17 protein-coding genes and 1 pseudogene are annotated in these 18669 nt (G+C 56.6%); 13 read left to right on the top strand and 5 right to left on the bottom strand.

All coding sequences use genetic code 11. From position 1 onward, the window contains the following. Positions 1-38 precede the first annotated feature (38 nt). Together pepN and FHS72_RS12140 are read left to right on the top strand one after the other, a co-directional pair. Positions 39-2596, top strand: a pseudogene (gene pepN, locus FHS72_RS12145) (aminopeptidase N). A gap of 59 nt (positions 2597-2655) precedes the next feature. Then, a complete protein-coding gene (locus FHS72_RS12140) occupies positions 2656-3519 on the top strand; it encodes a 1-acyl-sn-glycerol-3-phosphate acyltransferase (protein WP_183529471.1) in 864 nt (287 codons plus the stop codon). Between the two features lie 80 nt (positions 3520-3599). Here the strand turns inward: FHS72_RS12140 and FHS72_RS12135 are convergent, their stop codons facing one another. Beyond that, entirely contained in the window at positions 3600-4427 is an 828-nt protein-coding gene (locus tag FHS72_RS12135) for a transglycosylase SLT domain-containing protein (protein WP_183529469.1), read from the bottom strand. Between the two features lie 130 nt (positions 4428-4557). Here FHS72_RS12135 and gatB point away from each other — a divergent pair, with 130 nt between their 5' ends. The 5 genes from gatB to FHS72_RS12110 all read left to right on the top strand — a co-directional run bounded on the left by gatB (position 4558) and on the right by FHS72_RS12110 (position 7675). After that, positions 4558-6069, top strand: a complete 1512-nt coding sequence (gene gatB / locus FHS72_RS12130; protein ID WP_183529467.1) for an Asp-tRNA(Asn)/Glu-tRNA(Gln) amidotransferase subunit GatB — start codon at positions 4558-4560, stop codon at positions 6067-6069. A 167-nt stretch (positions 6070-6236) separates the two neighbouring features. After that, positions 6237-6494, top strand: a complete 258-nt coding sequence (locus FHS72_RS12125; protein WP_183529465.1) for a hypothetical protein — start codon at positions 6237-6239, stop codon at positions 6492-6494. Position 6495: 1 nt separating this feature from the next. Next, on the top strand, positions 6496-6807 hold the full coding sequence (locus tag FHS72_RS12120; protein WP_183529463.1) for a helix-turn-helix domain-containing protein: 312 nt from the start codon (positions 6496-6498) through the stop codon (positions 6805-6807). After that, positions 6804-7112 (top strand): hypothetical protein, encoded by a 309-nt coding sequence (locus tag FHS72_RS12115; protein ID WP_183529461.1) that lies wholly within the window; start codon positions 6804-6806, stop codon positions 7110-7112. Before FHS72_RS12120 ends, FHS72_RS12115 begins: the two co-directional genes overlap by 4 nt. A gap of 113 nt (positions 7113-7225) precedes the next feature. Beyond that, positions 7226-7675: a DUF4177 domain-containing protein gene (locus tag FHS72_RS12110; RefSeq protein ID WP_183529459.1), complete on the top strand. Its 450-nt coding sequence runs from the start codon at positions 7226-7228 to the stop codon at positions 7673-7675. Positions 7676-7680: 5 nt separating this feature from the next. Here FHS72_RS12110 and FHS72_RS12105 read toward each other — a convergent pair whose 3' ends face one another. Continuing rightward, positions 7681-7935 (bottom strand): BolA family protein, encoded by a 255-nt coding sequence (locus FHS72_RS12105; protein ID WP_183529457.1) that lies wholly within the window; start codon positions 7933-7935, stop codon positions 7681-7683. Between the two features lie 78 nt (positions 7936-8013). Here FHS72_RS12105 and FHS72_RS12100 point away from each other — a divergent pair, with 78 nt between their 5' ends. Next, complete coding sequence (locus tag FHS72_RS12100; RefSeq protein WP_183529455.1) at positions 8014-8655, top strand: DnaJ domain-containing protein; 642 nt, start codon at positions 8014-8016, stop codon at positions 8653-8655. Between the two features lie 65 nt (positions 8656-8720). Here FHS72_RS12100 and FHS72_RS12095 read toward each other — a convergent pair whose 3' ends face one another. Beyond that, positions 8721-9206 carry a hypothetical protein gene (locus FHS72_RS12095; protein WP_183529453.1) on the bottom strand — a complete coding sequence of 162 codons (486 nt, stop codon included), beginning with the start codon at positions 9204-9206 and terminating at the stop codon, positions 8721-8723. Positions 9207-9414: 208 nt separating this feature from the next. On the opposite strand from FHS72_RS12095, the gene cobS reads away from it, so the two are divergent. The 5 genes from cobS to FHS72_RS12070 all read left to right on the top strand — a co-directional run bounded on the left by cobS (position 9415) and on the right by FHS72_RS12070 (position 15148). After that, the gene (gene cobS / locus FHS72_RS12090) at positions 9415-10401 is read left to right on the top strand and encodes a cobaltochelatase subunit CobS (RefSeq protein WP_183529451.1); all 987 of its coding nucleotides are present in this window, start codon (positions 9415-9417) and stop codon (positions 10399-10401) included. A gap of 136 nt (positions 10402-10537) precedes the next feature. Then, complete coding sequence (locus FHS72_RS12085; RefSeq protein ID WP_183529449.1) at positions 10538-10900, top strand: hypothetical protein; 363 nt, start codon at positions 10538-10540, stop codon at positions 10898-10900. Positions 10901-10966: 66 nt separating this feature from the next. Further along, positions 10967-12847: a cobaltochelatase subunit CobT gene (gene cobT / locus FHS72_RS12080; protein ID WP_183529447.1), complete on the top strand. Its 1881-nt coding sequence runs from the start codon at positions 10967-10969 to the stop codon at positions 12845-12847. 108 nt (positions 12848-12955) lie between these two features. Then, positions 12956-14740: an aminopeptidase P family protein gene (locus tag FHS72_RS12075; RefSeq protein ID WP_183529445.1), complete on the top strand. Its 1785-nt coding sequence runs from the start codon at positions 12956-12958 to the stop codon at positions 14738-14740. A gap of 66 nt (positions 14741-14806) precedes the next feature. After that, the gene (locus FHS72_RS12070; protein ID WP_183529443.1) at positions 14807-15148 is read left to right on the top strand and encodes a DUF427 domain-containing protein; all 342 of its coding nucleotides are present in this window, start codon (positions 14807-14809) and stop codon (positions 15146-15148) included. An 80-nt stretch (positions 15149-15228) separates the two neighbouring features. Here FHS72_RS12070 and FHS72_RS12065 read toward each other — a convergent pair whose 3' ends face one another. Next, a complete protein-coding gene (locus FHS72_RS12065) occupies positions 15229-16917 on the bottom strand; it encodes a chloride channel protein (RefSeq protein WP_183529441.1) in 1689 nt (562 codons plus the stop codon). Between the two features lie 78 nt (positions 16918-16995). Further along, positions 16996-18657: a DNA repair protein RecN gene (gene recN, locus FHS72_RS12060; RefSeq protein WP_183529439.1), complete on the bottom strand. Its 1662-nt coding sequence runs from the start codon at positions 18655-18657 to the stop codon at positions 16996-16998. Between the last annotated feature and the right edge of the window lie 12 nt (positions 18658-18669).

The following is an 18669-nucleotide window of genomic DNA, read 5'->3' as shown; positions in this document are numbered from 1 at the left end:
CGTTTGGCACCGCCATTGGTTCAATAAAAGGCTACGTGATGACACATTCCGCCCCGCAAACGATCTATCTCGCGGATTACACGCCTCCTGCGTATCTGATCGACGATGTGCATCTCACGTTCCACCTGCACCCGACCGAGACGCGCGTCATCAGCCGGATTGCGTTTCGACCGAACCCTGATGCGCAGGACAAGACGTTCTTTTTACACGGCGCTGAATTGACATTGATCGCGGCGAAAATCGACGGGACCAGCGTGACGCCGACCCTCACGGACGATGGCTTGACCTGCCCCGTCCCTGACGCGCCGTTTATTTGGGAAGCCGAAGTGGTGATTTCGCCGCAAACCAACACCGCACTCGAAGGGTTATACATGTCCGGCGGCATGTTCTGCACCCAATGCGAGGCCGAAGGGTTTCGCAAGATCACTTATTACCCCGACCGCCCCGACGTGATGGCCGTCTTCACCGTGCGTGTTGAGGGCGACTACCCCGTGCTATTGTCCAACGGTAATCCGCAAGCATCAGGCGACGGCTGGGCGGAATGGCACGACCCATGGCCAAAGCCCGCGTATTTGTTCGCGCTAGTCGCCGGAAATCTGGTCGCGCACCCCGGTTCGTTTACCACAATGTCAGGCCGCCAAGTGGACCTGAACATCTATGTCCGCCCCGGTCCTACGAGACGAAATGCGCCTTTGGCATGGGCGCGTTGCAGCGGTCTATGACGTGGGACGAACAGACCTACGGGCGCGAATACGACTTGGACATTTTCAACATCGTCGCTGTCGATGACTTTAATATGGGCGCGATGGAGAACAAAGGCTTGAACATTTTCAACTCAAGCTGCGTTTTGGCGTCACCCGAGACATCGACCGATGCGGACTTTGAACGCATCGAGGCGATCATTGCCCACGAGTATTTTCATAACTGGACAGGCAACCGGATTACCTGCCGTGATTGGTTCCAGCTATGCCTGAAAGAAGGGCTGACCGTTTACCGTGATCAGCAGTTCACATCCGACATGCGATCTGCCCCCGTCAAACGGATCGACGACGCGATTACCCTGCGCGCCGCGCAATTCCGCGAAGACGCTGGCCCCTTGGCCCATCCGCCGCGTCCGTCAAGTTTTTCCGAGATTAACAATTTCTACACCTCTACGGTATATGAAAAAGGAGCCGAGATCATCGGCATGCTGCACACCCTCGCGGGTGATGCGGTATATAAGGCAGCGCTAGATCTGTATTTCGACCGCCATGATGGGGATGCGGCCACGATCGAGAATTTCCGTGCGTGTTTTGAGGCTGTGATGGACACGGACCTGACCCAGTTCGCCCGCTGGTGGACTGATCCAGGTACGCCACATGTGACTGTAACAGAGGATTGGAACGACAATGGTACGCTGACGATACACCTCGCCCAAACGATCCGCGCTGCTGGCCGTGATGATTGGCCTGCGCGTGTGATCCCGCTGCGCTATGCTTTGATTGGTCGTGATGGCTGTAAGGTGCAGGCGGAACAACTGTTCGTGCTTGATGCCTCCGGCGCGTCGATCACCGTCACGGGATTGGCTGATCGCCCAATCCTGTCGATCAACCGCGGCTTTACTGCGCCAATCATCCTGACCCAGCCCTTATCCAATGCGGATCGGGCGATTTTGCTGGGACACGACAGTGACCCGTTTAACCGCTGGGACGCGGGCCGCGTTTTGGTGTCGGAATTATTGTGCCGCATGGTGACGGACGGCACCCCACCGGACACAGCATATCTGGACGCGATGTTAACAGCGGTGCGCGACAACACACTGGACCCCGCCTTTCGCGCGTTTTTGCTGTCGTTCCCGTCGCAAGGCGAAACGGCGCAATCGCTACACAGCGCAGGTCATGTGCCTGATCCCGATGCGATCCACTTGGCGCATCAGACGTTGAAACATGCGCTGGCGCTGCATTTGCAAGATCACCTTGCCAGTCTTTATGCCGCAATGTCCGTGTCTGGGCCGTATTCGCCGGACGCAATATCCGCAGGAAAACGCAGCCTCGCGAATGCGATTTTGGGACTACTGACGCGCGTTGATGCGGGTAAACAAGCGACAGCTTTGTTTGAAACTGCGGACAACATGACCCAACAAATAGGCGCTCTGTCTGCCCTGCTTTGGAATGGTCACGGTGAAAAGGCATCAGCGGATTTCGCAGCGCAATGGCGCGATGATCGCTTGGTGATGGACAAATGGTTCGGCCTTCAAGTGGCGTTGAGCGCGCCAGAAAACACAGTCGCGATTGTGAAAAAGCTAAGCCAACATCCCGATTTCAACCTCAAGAACCCGAACCGTTTCAGGGCCGTGTTCGGCGCATTCTCGCGCCATGCCGCAGGCTTCCACCGCGCGGACGGCAGCGGCTATGAATTGCTAGCGGATTGGCTGATCAAGCTGGACCCGATCAACCCGCAAACAACCGCGCGTGTTGTGACGGCATTCGACAGCTTCCGCCGCTACGACACGGACCGCCAAGCCAAAATGCGGGCCGCGTTGGATCGGATCGCTGCGACGCCGAACTTGTCACGCGATACGATGGAAATGGTGACGCGCATCTTGGCCAGCGGATAATCGCCATCAAATCGCGTGATGTCATTTAAACGTTACGGTTGCATCACATCTATAATGACATGAGACACCGTATTGATCCGCTGATTCATGAACGCGCGCCATGGTTAACCAACCAGACGGCCCTGACGCGCGTTGCGCAACGCACCCTCGACCACGCTTTGAGCTACGAAAAGACGGTGGCACTGGCCGAAACGATGCAGCATGCGACCTCGCGCGAGATCATGACGGCAATGGGCCGACGCCTTGCACAGCATGTCGAGGTCGCAGGCCTAGGGCACCTGCCAACCGACGATCCCGCCTTGATCGTCGCAAACCACCCGACAGGGATCGCGGACGGAATTATCCTGAACCACGTGATAGCGCAGCGGCGTCCGGACGCCTACTTCTTTGCAGACAAAGACATTCTACGGATTTTGCCGCAGATGTCAGATATGATTTGCCCCGTGGAATGGCGGCCTGAAAAGCGCAGCCGAGAGTCGGCGCGCGAGACCATGCAATTTGTGCGCAAAGCGACGGACGAGGGCCGCTTGGGCGTCATTTTCCCCTCTGGTAGATTGGCGAAACGTCGTGGCTTGCGGTTGTGGGAACGGCCTTGGATGGCGTCCGCCGCAATGCTTGCCCGTAAATTCGATCTACCGGTAATTCCGGTTAATATCCGTGCGCGGAACTCTGCCCTGTTTTATCTTTTCGATAAGATTCACCCGACGCTACGCGACATCACACTGTTCCACGAGACCCTGAACAAAGATCGACAGCCGTTTCAAATCACCGTCGGACCTCATATTGCAGGGCGCGATCTGCCGAAGTCAGCAGAAGACGGGATCGTGATTTTGCGCGAGGCGACGCTGTTACTAGGTGAAACGCAAAGGCCCGAGATTGATATGCGGGCGGTATCACGGCCACTTTTGCCACGGCTGGGATAACATCACCGTCGCGTGCAGTGAGAGTGCGGGAGCCTCCGGCGGGGATTTGGAAGAAGTCAAAGAAGCCCGAGTGTTGCGATTCAATCTGCCGTTGGGACCGTCATTGTTGACACCGTGGCCAGCAAATTTGTTTCGGGACGGGATTGCGGGCGGATGTTAACCGTTGGCTGGCAATAGCTTTGGCGGTTGATCCATGCGATCATTTCTGACGTTTTGGCACGGTTCGACATCGGCCCCCAATCGGCTGCGATCCCACGCCACCGTCCGTCGCGCAATGCGATTGCATTATCGCGGGCGACTGTCACGTTCATGATCCGGGCGGCACAGGACAGGTTGTCTTCGGGGTCTTTAAGTGCTTCGCCAGTCCGCGCAAAACAGCCGTAGCGCCGCGCCGTGTCTGGGTAAATTTGCAGCAAACCGTACCACCGATCACCGCCGCCGACCGCACGCGGATTATAGGTGCTTTCGTGTTTGGCGAGTGCGGACATGACGCCAACCCAGAACGCCTGTCTTTTTGCGGGGCCGTTGTCTTCGTAGGCGGGACACCACTTGTCGATGTCACGCGGCACAAGCGAATCGAGGCCTTCGCCATGACCGCTCACGGCTGTCATCGCCGCACGTGTCCATAGATCGGATCCTGCTTTGTGGTCCCAACGGGTGTTTGGTAAAAATCGCGAACGCGCCACGGGACGCACAGACGGATCACCCGATTCCACTAGAGCCGGATACCGGATCATGTAGTCGGGGCGCTCGCGGACACGAAACCCGGCGAGGCGCATAGTCGCGGCCTCTGCCTGCATTGTGGCTACATCGTCGCGGGAAGTCGGCCTGACAGGCGTTTCGGCCACCGCAGCGGCCCCCACACATATCGCCAGAATTCCCCCCAGAATTGTCGTGGCTTTCATCATGCGCCAAAATTTGCCCCGCCAAGCCGTATCTTGGCAAGTGCCTTTTACAAAGCTACGCGAATGTGCGCCCGCTCTTGTCCCTGACTGCCCCCTGACTTAGAACGCGCATAGACCCTGACGGAGAGACCCCATGTTGGACCTGACTTATACGACCCCTGCCCCCAAAGTGATCGCTGGTGCGAAACATGACTGGGAACTTGTCATCGGGTTAGAGGTCCACGCGCAGGTCGCGACCAAGGCCAAGCTGTTTTCAGGCGCCTCGACCTTGTTCGGTGCAGAGCCAAACAGCAACGTGGCGTTTGTGGATGCGGGCATGCCCGGCATGCTACCGGTCATTAACGAAGAATGCGTCGCACAGGCGGTCCGCACGGGTCTGGGGCTGAAGGCCGAGATCAATTTGTTCTCTGCATTTGACCGCAAAAACTATTTCTACCCTGACTTGCCGCAGGGTTATCAGATCTCGCAACTTTACCACCCGATTGTCGGCGAAGGCGAGGTGCTGGTCGAGCTTGGCAATGGTGTTGCCCGTAACGTGCGGATCGAGCGTATTCACCTTGAACAAGACGCTGGGAAGTCCGTCCATGACATGGACCCGAACATGTCCTTTGTGGACCTGAACCGCACTGGTGTGGCGCTGATGGAAATCGTATCGCGCCCCGATATTCGTGGCCCCGAAGAGGCCGCCGCCTATGTGTCTAAGCTGCGTCAAATCCTGCGCTACCTCGGCACATGCGACGGCAACATGCAAAACGGCAACCTGCGGGCTGACGTGAACGTGTCGATCTGTCGCCCGGGTCAATACGAGAAGTATCAGGAAACACAGGACTTTTCCCATCTCGGCACCCGTTGCGAGATCAAGAACATGAACTCGATGCGGTTCATCCAAGCTGCGATTGACGTCGAAGCGCGGCGTCAGATTGCGCTGGTCGAGGACGGCAAAGAGGTTGTTCAGGAAACACGTCTGTACGATCCGGACAAGAACGAAACGCGGTCGATGCGGTCGAAGGAAGAAGCGCATGATTACCGTTACTTCCCTGATCCAGACTTGCTGCCGTTGGTGATTGAACAGGATTGGGTGGATGATCTAGCCTCGAAATTGCCAGAACTGCCAGACGCCAAGAAGACCCGTTTCATGGCTGACTTTGGCCTGTCCGAATATGACGCCTCTGTGCTGACTGCTGACGTCGATAATGCCGCGTTCTTTGAGGCTGTGGCCGAAGGCCGCGACGGTAAATTGGCCGCGAACTGGGTTATTAACGAATTGTTCGGACGTCTTAAGAAAGACGACAAAGACGTGACTGATAGCCCGATTTCAGCGGCGCGTTTGGGCCAGATCGTCGGCTTGATCAAATCCGACAAAATCAGCGGCAAGATTGCCAAGGATGTCTTTGAAATCGCCTACACCTCAGACCGCGATCCCGAGGAAATTGTCGCGACCGAAGGCATGGAGCAGGTCACCGACACAGGTGCCATCGAGGCCGCGGTGGACGAGATCATCGCCGCCAACCCCGCGCAGGTCGAAAAGGCCAAGGTGAACCCGAAACTGATCGGTTTCTTCGTGGGACAGGTTATGAAAGCGACGGGCGGCAAGGCGAATCCGGCGGCAGTGAACAAGCTGGTTGCCGCGAAATTGGGGCTGTGACGGGCCTCGTGCCCGCCAGCCGGCCCGCAATATATACTTGACTTCATATGCACCCAGATATATATCGAAAGCATAAGGACAGACTCGTCATCGCCCCACCGGGTTTTGAAACTGAGTTAATAGATAGTATCCGGCGGCTCTCTGACACCTGTAAAGAGAACGTTCTGATGCTGGAAGAGGAGTTGGGTTTCAATGACCCCTACCTTAGCGAACGGTGCGGTCTTGTGGCCGACAGATATGAAGTTTTCGCGATTACGATCCCGTCCTGTCGGGGTTTCGCGCTGGTGGTGTCCAGCGACCTGAAATCTGCCACCCCGCCCCCTGTGATGCTGCATGGGGCGATTACGACCACCGGTAAATGCAACAATGCGATGCGCCTCACGATCCGTCACCGCAAGCTTGTTAATCCAACTCGGGAGACATGACATGACCGTCCTCAAAGACATTCTTCTCGCAGAAAACCCTGATCTGGCAACGTCTTACAGCCGGAACGACACCAAACGTGAACTCGCGTTATTGTTCCGGTCACTGCGCAAACAGGCCGGATTAACCCAGATCGAACTGGCTGCGCGGTCGGGATTATCGCAATCCCACATCTCGAAAATGGAAGCGGCAACAGGCGCATTGCCAGAGGTCGAATCCTGGTCACGGTACTTTCATGCTTGCGGCAAACGGGTGAAAATCACCCCTTACGACGCAGCAGATCGGCCTGACGACGAACTTTGCGTCTTGATTTGAACGAGACCGCCGACACCTTTTTCACACTCGCGCGATGCCTGAATATCGCATCGACCCTCGGAATCGCCATTCTGGCAGTCCCGACGTTTTCAATGAATCTGCGCAAGAAAACCCTGTCGCGGATCGAAGGCATCACGCAGCGCCAATCGCACGACGGTCGGCAAAGCGCGCTGAGCGATATTGCCAAAGAACTGCGGCAAAATGCTGAAACCCGCGTCTCGAACTGGCGTCTGATTGACGACATTTGCCTGCGCATTGGCTATTTTCTGCTGCTTGGCTCGGCGATTATCCGTATATTTACCTAAAACGCGATCTTCCGTCACGGCATCTGGGGCACGATGGCGCCGATGCCCTGCGGTCCCCTTGGCGGTTCGCATCGCCACTGCTATAGGGCCACAAACACATCAGAGGTCGGTTAATGTCATATGAATACGCTGTGGTGCCTGCACCAAAAAAAGGGATCAAGGCGAAGGGGGTGAAAACCGCCGAAGACCGTTTTGCCCATGCGCTGCAAAGCATCATGAACGAATATGGCGCTGACGGCTGGGAATATGTTCGCACCGACACACTGCCTTCAGAGGAACGCACCGGATTTACCGGACGCACAACCGTGTTCCAGAACATGATGGTGTTCCGCAAACAGGTCGTGACAACATCGCCTGTCGCCGCGCCAGAGCATACAACCGCCGCCCCAGTCATGGAAACGCCGATTGCACCGACGCCCGTCGCACCAATGCCTGTGGCCGCACACGCCCCCGCTGTTGCACCCGTCGCACCACCGCCTGCAGCACCAATGCCAAAGCCCGATCACATGATGCGGGTGAACACACCCTCACCACATGGCCGGACAGAGCCTACATTAAAGTAGACTGATTAACGAAACGTTATCGCCAGTGCGTGTAGACGCCCGATGATGTCGGGCCCTAATGCTGCGTGCACTGCGCGGTGCCGCGCTAGCCGTGATTTGTCTGCTAAATCAGGGGCATCCAGCACGATCTTCCAGTGGCTTTCACCGGACCCGTCATCGCCGGAATGCCCTGCGTGCAGGTGGCTTTCGTTGATTACCTGAAAATCAACTGGTTTGAGTTTCGTTTTGATCGCCTCAACTATTTCGACTTCAAGCCCCATTATTTTACCTTCAACCTCTTCTATCTTGAACTCAAAGGTCTATTGTCTGCACCTCGAGTCGACAAGGAGTCCTGTGACGTGAAAAAAGACGATCCCTTTGGTTTTGATATGTCCGTCTCCAGCGCGAAGAAGAAAAATCCGCGCGGCCGACGGGGCATGTCAGGCGCATCAGAGACCTCGCAACGCGTGTGCGAGCATGATGGCTGCCAAGAAGAAGCAAAATTCCGTGCGCCGAAATCGCCGGATACGATGGATGATTATTTGTGGTTCTGTCAGGCACACGTGCGTGAATACAACCTCAAGTGGAATTTCTTTGACGGTACATCAGAAGCCGAACTGATGGCGCAGCAAGCCAAAGACAAGGTCTGGGAACGTCCGACAAAGCCGTTCAAACGGTCCGAGGAAGAACGGGCTTGGGCGCGCTTGGGCGTTGATGATCCGCATCAGGTCTTGGGCCAGAATGCCACCCAGAACCCCGGCCGTAACGCCAAGGCCGGCAATACGCGCCGCTTGCCCCCGACCGAACGTCGTGCAATCGAGATTCTTGAGGCGAAGGATACGATGTCCAAGCCGCAGATTCGCAAGCAATACAAAGTGTTGATCAAGGTTCTGCACCCCGACATGAACGGTGGGGACCGCAGCCAAGAAGAACAATTGTCCGAAGTTGTGTGGGCCTGGGATCAGATCAAGGCCAGCAAACACTTCCGCGAAAAAGACTAATCAATGGGGCCGCGTTATGCGGCCCTTTTTTGTAGGAAATGCGTTTTGCGTGAAACCGTTGCGGATCAATATGCGGCGGAACTGCCCGTCGCAAAAATGCTGTCACGCTCGATGCGCCATTGCTTCAGCAAAACATGCGAGCACAGCAGCATTCCCAGCCAGATAAACCCCAAAATCGGGTCCTGAACGATAATCAGCACCAGCTGGAACGGGGCAAACATCGTGCCGTAGAATGGCAAAATCAGCGTGCCCCCGATCACCGATCCAACGCCAGTTGCGACCAGCGTGCCGCACAGCGCCGACAACCAACCGCCAACGCCTGCATGACCAAACCAGCGCTCGCAACTGGTCCAAAGCCCAGCAGCGCCGCCGATACATCCTGAAAACAACGTCCAATAAGTGATCACCATTGATGTGCCGCCCGTCCGGTTAGACAGGCTAAGGACCGCCACGCATGCGAGCATGGCCCCCAAAACAGAGGTGCCAAGCATCGCGCATATGAAACTGCGTTCCCCACGACTAATCTGGGGGAATATGGACTGACGGGCCAATCGGATCCTCCAAGGCTGTCACTGCCTCAGACCCCACAAATGCGACTTAATCGTGGCAAAACTATGCGCTAAACCAGCACCCATCGCATTTATCGAGAATGGTCAGCATTTTTTACTGGATCAAAGTCGGGACCGTTCCCCTTGCAGCCGTGCGCGGAATGTTGCATCCAAACACGGATAAAAGCGCGATTTTGGAAAGCAGAAGTCTATGGCCGACGACAACTTGGATATCCCAGCAAAACCAACCGAAGATATTTCTGTTCGCGAGGTGTTTGGCATTGATTCTGACATGAAGGTCAAAGGCTTTGCCGAGAAGACTGACCGCGTGCCTGAAATCGACAGCACTTACAAATTCGATCCTGACACGACTTTGGCGATTCTCGCGGGTTTCGGCTACAACCGCCGCGTGATGATCCAAGGGTATCACGGTACAGGTAAATCAACGCACATCGAACAGGTTGCGGCCCGTCTGAACTGGCCTGCCGTGCGTGTTAACCTTGATAGCCACATCAGCCGGATCGACCTGATCGGCAAAGACGCGATCAAACTGCGCGACGGCGTTCAGGTCACTGAATTCCACGAAGGCATCCTGCCATGGGCGCTGCGCAATCCGGTTGCGATTGTGTTTGATGAATATGACGCGGGCCGCGCTGACGTGATGTTTGTGATCCAACGTGTGTTGGAAACTGACGGCAAACTGACGCTGATGGATCAGAACAAAATCATCACACCGCACCCGTCGTTCCGCCTGTTCGCGACAGCCAACACTGTTGGTTTGGGCGACACCACTGGCCTGTACCACGGCACCCAGCAGATTAACCAAGCGCAGATGGACCGCTGGTCGCTCGTCGCGACCCTGAACTATCTGTCGCACGACGCCGAAACAGCAATCGTTCTGTCCAAATCGCCGCACTTTAACACCGCTGCTGGTCGCAAGACGATTTCCCAGATGGTGACTGTTGCGGATCTGACGCGGACTGCCTTCATGAACGGCGATCTGTCCACGGTGATGTCGCCACGGACCGTGCTGGCATGGGCCGAAAACGCACGGATTTTCCAAGACGTGGGCTATGCCTTCCGCCTGTCATTCCTCAACAAATGCGACGAGCTGGAACGCCAAACAGTCGCTGAATTCTACCAGCGCTGCTTTGACGAAGAACTGCCTGAATCAGCGGCAAGCCTGTCACTGGGCTAAGTTTCCGAAGTTTATCGATCAAAGGCGAGGCACCAGCCTCGCCTTTTTTCATTCGCCCTTCTATTTCCATAAAATTGTCCCTTTTTGCCGATAGGCTGTCCGCAACAAAAGCAGACGATCTAATGAGGCACATAAAATGAAAATGATTATCGGCGCTGAATTACCCGACGGTTACGCACCCGGTCATAACGATTTGGCCGCGACATCAGCCAGCCTGATGGCCCACGCATTACTGCCCCTCTTCACCGAAAACATGCCCGAAGACGCTGCAAAAGCGAACGTCGAAGGCATCGTCACCGAGCTTGCGTATCTGTTTGATGACGGCGCGATTGAGATGGGCGGCAAAACCTACCGCCCCCGTTTGGCGTTTGTGGACGAAGCGGGCAACACCCTGCCCGGCGTCGCTGAATTAACCACGATGCACGATCTCGCATCCGAGCCATTTAATCTGGCTCCAGAGGCGAAAATCACCTTTGAAGAACCCGACTTCGACGAATGACCCCATAGCATCCGGCGACTATTTCCGATATCCTTAGGTTAACCTAAATTCGGACGAGCCGCTGCCATGAGTAAACCAAACGACAACCCTGCTGATCCGTTCAAAAAGGCGCTCGCTGAGGCTACAAAAGTCATCGCTGGCGACGCTGAATTGTCTGTGACCTATTCGGTTGATCCGGCGGGCCAAACGGCTGAAACGATCCGATTGCCGCAGGTTTCGCGCCGTATGACACGCGACGAAGTCTTGCTGGCGCGTGGCACCGCCGACGCATTTGCGTTGCGCCACAAATTCCACAATCCGAAAACATCCGCGCGCTACATGCCGCAAGGCCAGATGGCGCGTGACCTCTATGAGGCGATGGAAACCTCACGGATCGAAGCCGTCGGCGCACAACACATGCCTGGCACGGCTGGTAACATCGACGCGAAAATCGCCAATGAAGCCATGCGCAAAGGCTACGATCAGGTCAAAGACAGTGCAAACGCGCCGCTTGCGGTCGCGGCTGGCTACTTGATCCGTCACCTCGCCACTGGCCGCGATCTGCCCGAAGGGGCGGACAACGTGATGAACCACTGGCGCGGCTTTATCGAGGAACAGGCGGGCGGCACGCTTGAGCACCTGACCGATATGCTTGAAGATCAGCAGGCCTTTGCAAAATTCGCGCGGCAGATGATTGCCGATTTGGGCTATGCCGATCAGCTTGGCGAAGATCCCGACAGCCTTGACGATGATCAAGACGATGAGGCTGAAGAGGGCAGCGACGACAATCAGGACGAGCCAGACAGCACCGGCGACGATGAAAGCGAAGGCGAAGAGGCCGAAGCATCGCCAGAGCAGACCCAAGACGACCAGCAAGACGCATCGCAAGCCGAAGTCTCGATGGATGATCAGGCTGATCCTGAAATGGGCGAAGAAACCGAAATGCCCGACGGGGAGGCACCGCTTGATCCACCGCCGCCGCAGTCTGTGTCCGCCGCCGACCCCGATTATCGCGTGTATTCCGACGCCGACGACGAAGAAATCCGTGCCGAAGATTTGGCCGAACCGATCGAGTTGGAACGTCTGCGGGCCTATCTGGATCAGCAGCTTGATCCGCTGAAAGGCGCTGTGTCGCGGCTGGCGAACAAATTGCAACGCCGCCTGCAAGCGCAGCAAAACCGGTCTTGGGAATTCGACCTTGAAGAAGGCACATTGGATGCGGGCCGCCTTGCGCGTGTCGTGGCCAACCCGACCACGCCCTTGTCGTTCAAGCAGGAAAAAGACACCGAATTCCGCGATACCTGCGTGACCCTGCTGCTAGATAATTCTGGATCGATGCGCGGGCGTCCGATCTCAATCGCCGCGATTTGTGCGGATGTGATGGCACGGACATTGGAACGCTGTCAGGTTAAAGTCGAGATTTTAGGTTTTACAACAAAAGCTTGGAAGGGCGGACTCGCCCGTGAAAAATGGCTAAACGACGGACGTCCTGCCACGCCGGGTCGTCTGAATGACCTGCGCCACATTATCTACAAAGGGGCCGATGCGCCATGGCGGCGCGCGCGGCCAAACCTTGGGCTGATGATGAAAGAAGGGCTGCTGAAAGAGAATATCGACGGCGAGGCGCTCGAATGGGCCTACCGCCGGATGCAAGCACGGCACGAGCAGCGCAAAATCTTGATGGTGATCTCAGACGGTGCACCTGTGGACGACAGTACCTTGTCGGTGAACCCAGCGAATTACCTTGAAAAGCACCTGCGCGACGTGATCGCGATGGTCGAAAAACGCAAAGAAGTTGAACTGATCGCCGTCGGGATCGGCCATGACGTGACGCGCTATTATGAACGCGCGGTCACGATCACGGACGTGGAACAACTGGCTGGTGCGATGACAGAACAGCTTGCCAGCCTCTTCGACAGCGACCCGCGCAAACGCGCCCGTGTGATGGGTATGCGCAAATCCGGGTGACGAATTTTCGCGAAAATTCATACGATTTTTCTAGAAAAATCGGTGTTGGGGGCCAGCCCCCAATCCCCCGGGATATAAAAGAAGTCAAAGAAGCTAAGGACTTGCAAAATGTTTCAGACGTTTGACGTATCATCGACACCTGAACAGGGCCCTGCGCGGCTCAGCGCATTGCGCCCTGAGTTGAAGGATATCGGAGTGGACGGATTTCTGGTGCCGCGTGCCGATGTGCATCAGGGCGAATATGTGGCCCCACGTGATGCGCGGCTGGAATGGTTAACAGGGTTTTCCGGCTCGGCTGGCTTTTGTGCGGTTTTGCCGGATGTTGCGGGCATGTTCATTGACGGGCGGTATCGGCTTCAGGTGCGTAGCCAAGTTGCCGATGTGTTTACGCCCGTGCATTGGCCAGAGGTGCAACTGGGTGACTGGTTGCGTGAAAATGCCGCGGCCAAGGCTGTGATCGGGTTTGATCCTTGGTTGCATACCGTCGCTGACATCGACGCCCATCGCGAGGCCCTGTCAGACACACAGATCACGCTGGCCCCTATCGCCAATGCCGTTGACCAGATCTGGACCGATCAGCCCCCTGCCCCGATGGCCCCGTTTACGGCGCATCCCCTGCAACTATCAGGCGAAGAACATGCGCGCAAACGTGCGCGCCTCGCCAAGGATTTGAAAGCTGATGCGTGTATCCTGACCCTGCCTGACAGCATCGCATGGCTGTTGAACATCCGTGGTACGGACATTAAACGTAATCCGGTGCCGCACGCTTTTGCAATCTTGGAAAAGTCTGGTCGCGTCGCATTGTTTGCCCGCGCTGGTAAGGCCGATGCGATTGCAGAGCATCTTGGCGCTGACGTACAGGTGCATGGCTGGGATGCGTTTGACGGCTATGTCGCGGCGTTGAAAGGATCGGTTCAGATTGATCCGAAATCATGCCCTTACGCCATTAAACCACTGATCACGAATGCAAAGCTGATTGAGGCTGCCGATCCGTGTTCCTTGCCCAAGGCGTGTAAAAACCCTGTTGAAATCCAAGGCTCGCGTGACGCCCATATCCGCGATGCTGTCGCGATGGTGCGGTTTTTGGCGTGGGTCGATGCAGAGGCCCCTAGCGGCAATCTGACTGAAATCGACGTGGTCAAATCGCTAGAAGGCTTTCGCCGCGACACCAACGCCCTGCGCGATATCTCGTTCGAGACAATTTCCGGCGCGGGTCCAAATGGCGCGATTGTGCATTACCGTGTGAGCGAAGACAGCAACCGTGAGGTGAAGACCGGCGAGCTGTTGTTGGTTGATTCGGGTGGTCAGTATCAAGACGGCACCACCGACATCACCCGCACCATGATCGTGGGTGAACCAAGCGACGAGCACCGCGTCTGCTACACCCGCGTGTTGCGCGGGATGATCGCCGTGTCGATGGCGCGGTTCCCCAAAGGCGTTGCAGGATCGCATCTGGACGCGCTGGCGCGTACCCCACTTTGGCAAGCTGGGCAGGATTACGACCACGGCACCGGCCACGGTGTTGGCAGTTATTTGAGTGTGCATGAAGGTCCGCAAGGCATTTCCCGCCGCGCAACCACACCGCTTGAGGCGGGTATGATCCTATCGAACGAGCCGGGTTATTATCGCGAAGGCGCATTCGGGATTCGCATCGAGAACCTGATTGTTGTGAAACAGGCCAGCCCGCTGCCCGGCGCGGATGCCCGCGATATGCTGGATTTCGAGACCTTAACACACGTCCCGCTTGATCGCCGCCTCATCATTGCGGATGAACTATCGGACGCCGAACGAGACTGGATTGATCAATACCATGCTGATACATTGCGCCTGCTGGCGGACCGTATCGACAGTACGACCAAAGACTGGCTGATCGCGGCCTGCGCCCCATTATAAGCAGACTGCAATCGACTATTGGCGCCCGTTTGGGGCACCTTATGATTGTTTTGAAAGGACTATGTCATGGCACCACAAATCACCGTTTCCCCCGCCGAGGGGACTTGGGTTGTTCGCGTGGCGGGCGCCGTATTGGGCGAAACCACGCAAGCCTTGGCTGTGAAAGAAGGCGACAATCCAGAGGTGATCTATTTCCCACGCTCTGACATTGCGATGGCTTTTCTGGAACCAACCGACACGACGACGACCTGTCCGCACAAAGGCACTGCGACTTATTTCTCGATCGAAGCGAAAAGCGGCACGTTGACCGACGCGGTTTGGACCTACGAGACACCCAATGATGTGGCCAAAGACATCGCAGGATATCTGGCGTTCTACGGCGAAAAAGTAGCGATTGAGCAAGTTTAGCTGAATTGGGATCTTGCAGATCCCAAGCCTTCGGCGAGGATTTGAAGAAAGTCAAAGAAGCAAGGCGCCGCGTGGAACTCTTACGAGTGTTCTTCGGCCGCTGTTGCCGCAAGCGCCTTGTTCATCGCCTTGAGCGCATCCACCTGAAATAATGCCCCCCACAATTCTGGCGGGGCATCTTCGTCTGCGATTGTGACCACAGGGATGAAGACCTGATTGCCCGCTTCAAAGATTGGCATCGCCTGTTCGAGCGTCGCATTGCCGTCGATGTAGATACCGTCGCGGATCAATTCCCAGCAGTTCTCAATATCTGCGCTGCCCGGTGTGTCGGCTTTGCGCATCACACTCGCCACGCGGAAAGTGGCGAGCAAATACGTCTGCGGGCCTGCGGCAAGGTGGACATTCCGGCGTTCCAATTGCGTCAGGAAGAACGACCGATCGACCATTTTCGAGGCAATCGCCGTAGACATTGACACGGCGACCATCACGGCCAAACCGGTTTGCCAGTCGCCTGTTAGCTCAAACACAATCAACGATGTAGAGATCGGTGCGCCAAGCACAGCGGCCGCGACCGCCCCCATGCCCGCGAGCGCGTAGAGCGATCCTTCCCCAGACACGTCAGGGAAAATGCTGGTGGCGATGATCCCAAACGCGAGGCCAGCCAAGGCCCCCACCATCAAAGCAGGCGAAAAGACACCGCCGCCCATGCGCCCACCCATCGTAATTGCAACCGCCACCACCTTGACCACAGCGATCATCACCGCCGCTGTGAAGGTCAGGTTACCGGATAGCGCTTCGGTCGTTGTCTCGTAGCCTACGCCGATGATTTGCGGGAATTTAACAGCTAAGAGGCCGAGCAAAACGCCAGCGATGGCGGGGCGTAAATATCCAGGTAATCCGGTTTGTTTTTGTAAATGATTGGCAAGGTCTTCGGTCCAGAAAATCGCCCGCATCAGGACGACGGCGATCACACCGCACAACAGGCCCAGCAGCAGGAACGCTGGCAATTCAACATAGAAATTCAGCGCATTTTGGGTCGGTAAGACAAATTCGGTCACATCGCCAAAGGCCATGCGGTTAATCACCGTTCCCGCGACAGAGGCAATCACGATCGGTGCGAAAGCATGCACAGCAAAGTGGCGCAGCACGATTTCAAGCGCAAATAATGCCCCCGCAATTGGCGTGTTAAAGCTGGCCGAAACCGCCGCCGCAACAGCACAGCCCAGCAGGTCGCGGCCTGTTATCCCGTCCGCCCGAATGACGCGGCAAACCATGGTTGATAGCACTGAGGCCAAATGCACAACCGGCCCCTCACGCCCCGTCGACCCGCCCGAAGACAAGGTCACAAAGCTGGCCGCAGTTGACGCCAAACCGCGCCGGACCTGCACGCGACCTTCTTTCAATGCGGCCCCTTCGATCACGTCTGCCACTGATCGCGCGCGATTATCTTCGGTGAAGAAATGCAAAATCAGGCCCACCAACAACCCGCCAAATGTCGGGATCAATACGATGTGATACCAGCTTAACCGTGTCGCGAGCGTGTGTAATCGGCTGACGTCTTCGGCCTGATACAACGCCGATTGCAACCAATCGACGCCCAACCGGAACCCAAGTGCGGCGAACCCCGCCGCGATACCGATGAAAAGGGCGATGAACCAGAACTGAACCTGCGACGGGCCTTTTTGCTTGATCGTCAGCAAACCACGCGATGTCATGCCGCACCCTTTGGTCCAGCTTTCGGACAGAAACTGTGAGACGGGCGAAGCCATGGTCGGGACTTTCAAGGCCAAAGTGTCAGCGTTGCCAAGACCCTAGGCGATTAGGCCCAACTGTCCAAGTGCGGGCAGCTATACGGTCGGCGACATCAATGCTTCGGCGGCGGCGCGTGCCGCATCGGTCACAGTATCGCCCGACAACATGCGTGCGATCTCGTCGATGCGGTCGTCGTTCAGCAACGGGACCACGGTTGATGTGGTCTCGTTTTTGGTCTGGCGTTTTTCAACGCGCCAATGATGCTGACCGAGGGCCGCAACCTGCGGCGAATGCGTGACCACGAGCACCTGACCGTCGCGGGCTAATTCCGACAGACGTCTGCCCACCGCATCAGCCGTCGCACCGCCAACCCCACGGTCGATTTCGTCGAAAATGATCGTCAGGCCACCGGCCCCCGCTTGGGTCAAACACACCTTTAGCGCGAGCAAGAACCGCGATAATTCGCCGCCCGAGGCAATTTTATTGAGCGGTCCAGCAGGCGCGCCGGGGTTTGTAGCAACCGTGAATGCAACACTATCGCGGCCCTCGGGGCCCGCGTCGACTGGCGTCACCATGGTCACAAAAACCGCGCGTTCCATTTTCAGCGGAGCGAGTTCAGCCGCCATCGCCTTGTCCAACACCTTGGCTGCTTTGGTCCGTTTCGTGGTTAACCGATCTGCTGCGGCGTTATATGCGGCCTGTGCCGTCATCAAATCGGCTTCGCACGTGGCAAGGTCTTTTGCCCCACCGTCGAGCACAGCAAGCCGTGTGCGCAAGTCGTCCGCAAATGGTCCCAGATCATCCGCCAAGACATTGTGTTTGCGTGCCAATCCACGGATCGCGAACAGCCGTTCCTCGGCGTCTTCAAGCTCTGACGGATTAAATGTCAGCGCATCAAGACAGCTTGCCACGCCTTGTTGCGCCTGATCCAAAGCCAATGCTGCGCGTTCCAATGCCAACAGTGGCTCGTCCAAACGTCCGTCTGCTTTGTCGGCCGCATTGATCAACCAACGGTTCGCATCATTGACCATGCCTTCAGCACCGGACAAACCAATCGCATCACCAGCCTTGGCAATATCAGCCCGAATTTTCTCGGCAGCTTGCATCGTGCGGCGCTGGGTATCCAGCGTCGCCTCTTCGCCAGCCTGCGGATCAAGCGCGTCGAGTTCAGCAACCGCATGGCGCAAATATTCTTCTTCGGCCTTGGCTTCTGCAATTTTGGCGTGTGTTTCATCCAGTCGCTTCTGGGCCTCTGACAACGCCTTCCACGACGACCGCGCCTTTGCGATATCAGCGTCCAAATCAGCGTATTCGTCCAACATCAACCGATGTCCACGCGGGTTTAACAGGCCGCGATCATCATGTTGACCATGCAATTCCACGAGCGTTTCTGAAAGCTTGCGCAGCACTTCACCGCTCACGCGACGGTCATTAATCCATGCAGTTTTGCGACCGTCACGGGTGTTGATCCGGCGCAAAATAACTTCGCCGTCTTCGACCTCGATCCCAGCATCAGCAAGCACCGCGCGGCCCGCGTGATCGATGGGCAGATCAAATGCGGCGGTGACTTCACCTTGCTCGGCCCCTGCTCGCACGAGTTCGGCACGTCCTCGCCAGCCAAGAACAAAACCCAATGAATCCAAAAGGATAGACTTGCCCGCACCGGTTTCACCCGTCAGCACATTCAACCCCGGCTGAAACGAAAGCTCCAACCGGTCAATGATTAACATGTCGCGTATGTCTAAGCCGCGCAGCATCTAAACGCGCCT

Origin of the sequence: Yoonia ponticola (assembly GCF_014199395.1) — a bacterium.
Classification (GTDB): Bacteria; Pseudomonadota; Alphaproteobacteria; order Rhodobacterales; family Rhodobacteraceae; genus Yoonia; species Yoonia ponticola.
The sequence above is the reverse complement of the archived record's forward strand: the minus strand, read 5'-3'. Positions and strand labels throughout refer to the sequence as shown.

Excerpts from the sequence above, each read along its gene's own strand:
- cobT (WP_183529447.1), top strand. The coding sequence starts at position 10,967 with ATGAGTAAACCAAACGACAACCCTGCTGATCCGTTCAAAAAGGCGCTC.
- FHS72_RS12135 (WP_183529469.1), bottom strand. The coding sequence starts at position 4,427 with ATGATGAAAGCCACGACAATTCTGGGGGGAATTCTGGCGATATGTGTG.
- FHS72_RS12075 (WP_183529445.1), top strand. The coding sequence starts at position 12,956 with ATGTTTCAGACGTTTGACGTATCATCGACACCTGAACAGGGCCCTGCG.
- FHS72_RS12105 (WP_183529457.1), bottom strand. The coding sequence starts at position 7,935 with ATGGGGCTTGAAGTCGAAATAGTTGAGGCGATCAAAACGAAACTCAAA.
- FHS72_RS12070 (WP_183529443.1), top strand. The coding sequence starts at position 14,807 with ATGGCACCACAAATCACCGTTTCCCCCGCCGAGGGGACTTGGGTTGTT.
- FHS72_RS12110 (WP_183529459.1), top strand. The coding sequence starts at position 7,226 with ATGTCATATGAATACGCTGTGGTGCCTGCACCAAAAAAAGGGATCAAG.
- FHS72_RS12125 (WP_183529465.1), top strand. The coding sequence starts at position 6,237 with ATGCTGGAAGAGGAGTTGGGTTTCAATGACCCCTACCTTAGCGAACGG.
- FHS72_RS12120 (WP_183529463.1), top strand. The coding sequence starts at position 6,496 with ATGACCGTCCTCAAAGACATTCTTCTCGCAGAAAACCCTGATCTGGCA.
- gatB (WP_183529467.1), top strand. The coding sequence starts at position 4,558 with ATGTTGGACCTGACTTATACGACCCCTGCCCCCAAAGTGATCGCTGGT.
- FHS72_RS12140 (WP_183529471.1), top strand. The coding sequence starts at position 2,656 with ATGAGACACCGTATTGATCCGCTGATTCATGAACGCGCGCCATGGTTA.
- FHS72_RS12065 (WP_183529441.1), bottom strand. The coding sequence starts at position 16,917 with ATGGCTTCGCCCGTCTCACAGTTTCTGTCCGAAAGCTGGACCAAAGGG.
- FHS72_RS12085 (WP_183529449.1), top strand. The coding sequence starts at position 10,538 with ATGAAAATGATTATCGGCGCTGAATTACCCGACGGTTACGCACCCGGT.
- cobS (WP_183529451.1), top strand. The coding sequence starts at position 9,415 with ATGGCCGACGACAACTTGGATATCCCAGCAAAACCAACCGAAGATATT.
- recN (WP_183529439.1), bottom strand. The coding sequence starts at position 18,657 with ATGCTGCGCGGCTTAGACATACGCGACATGTTAATCATTGACCGGTTG.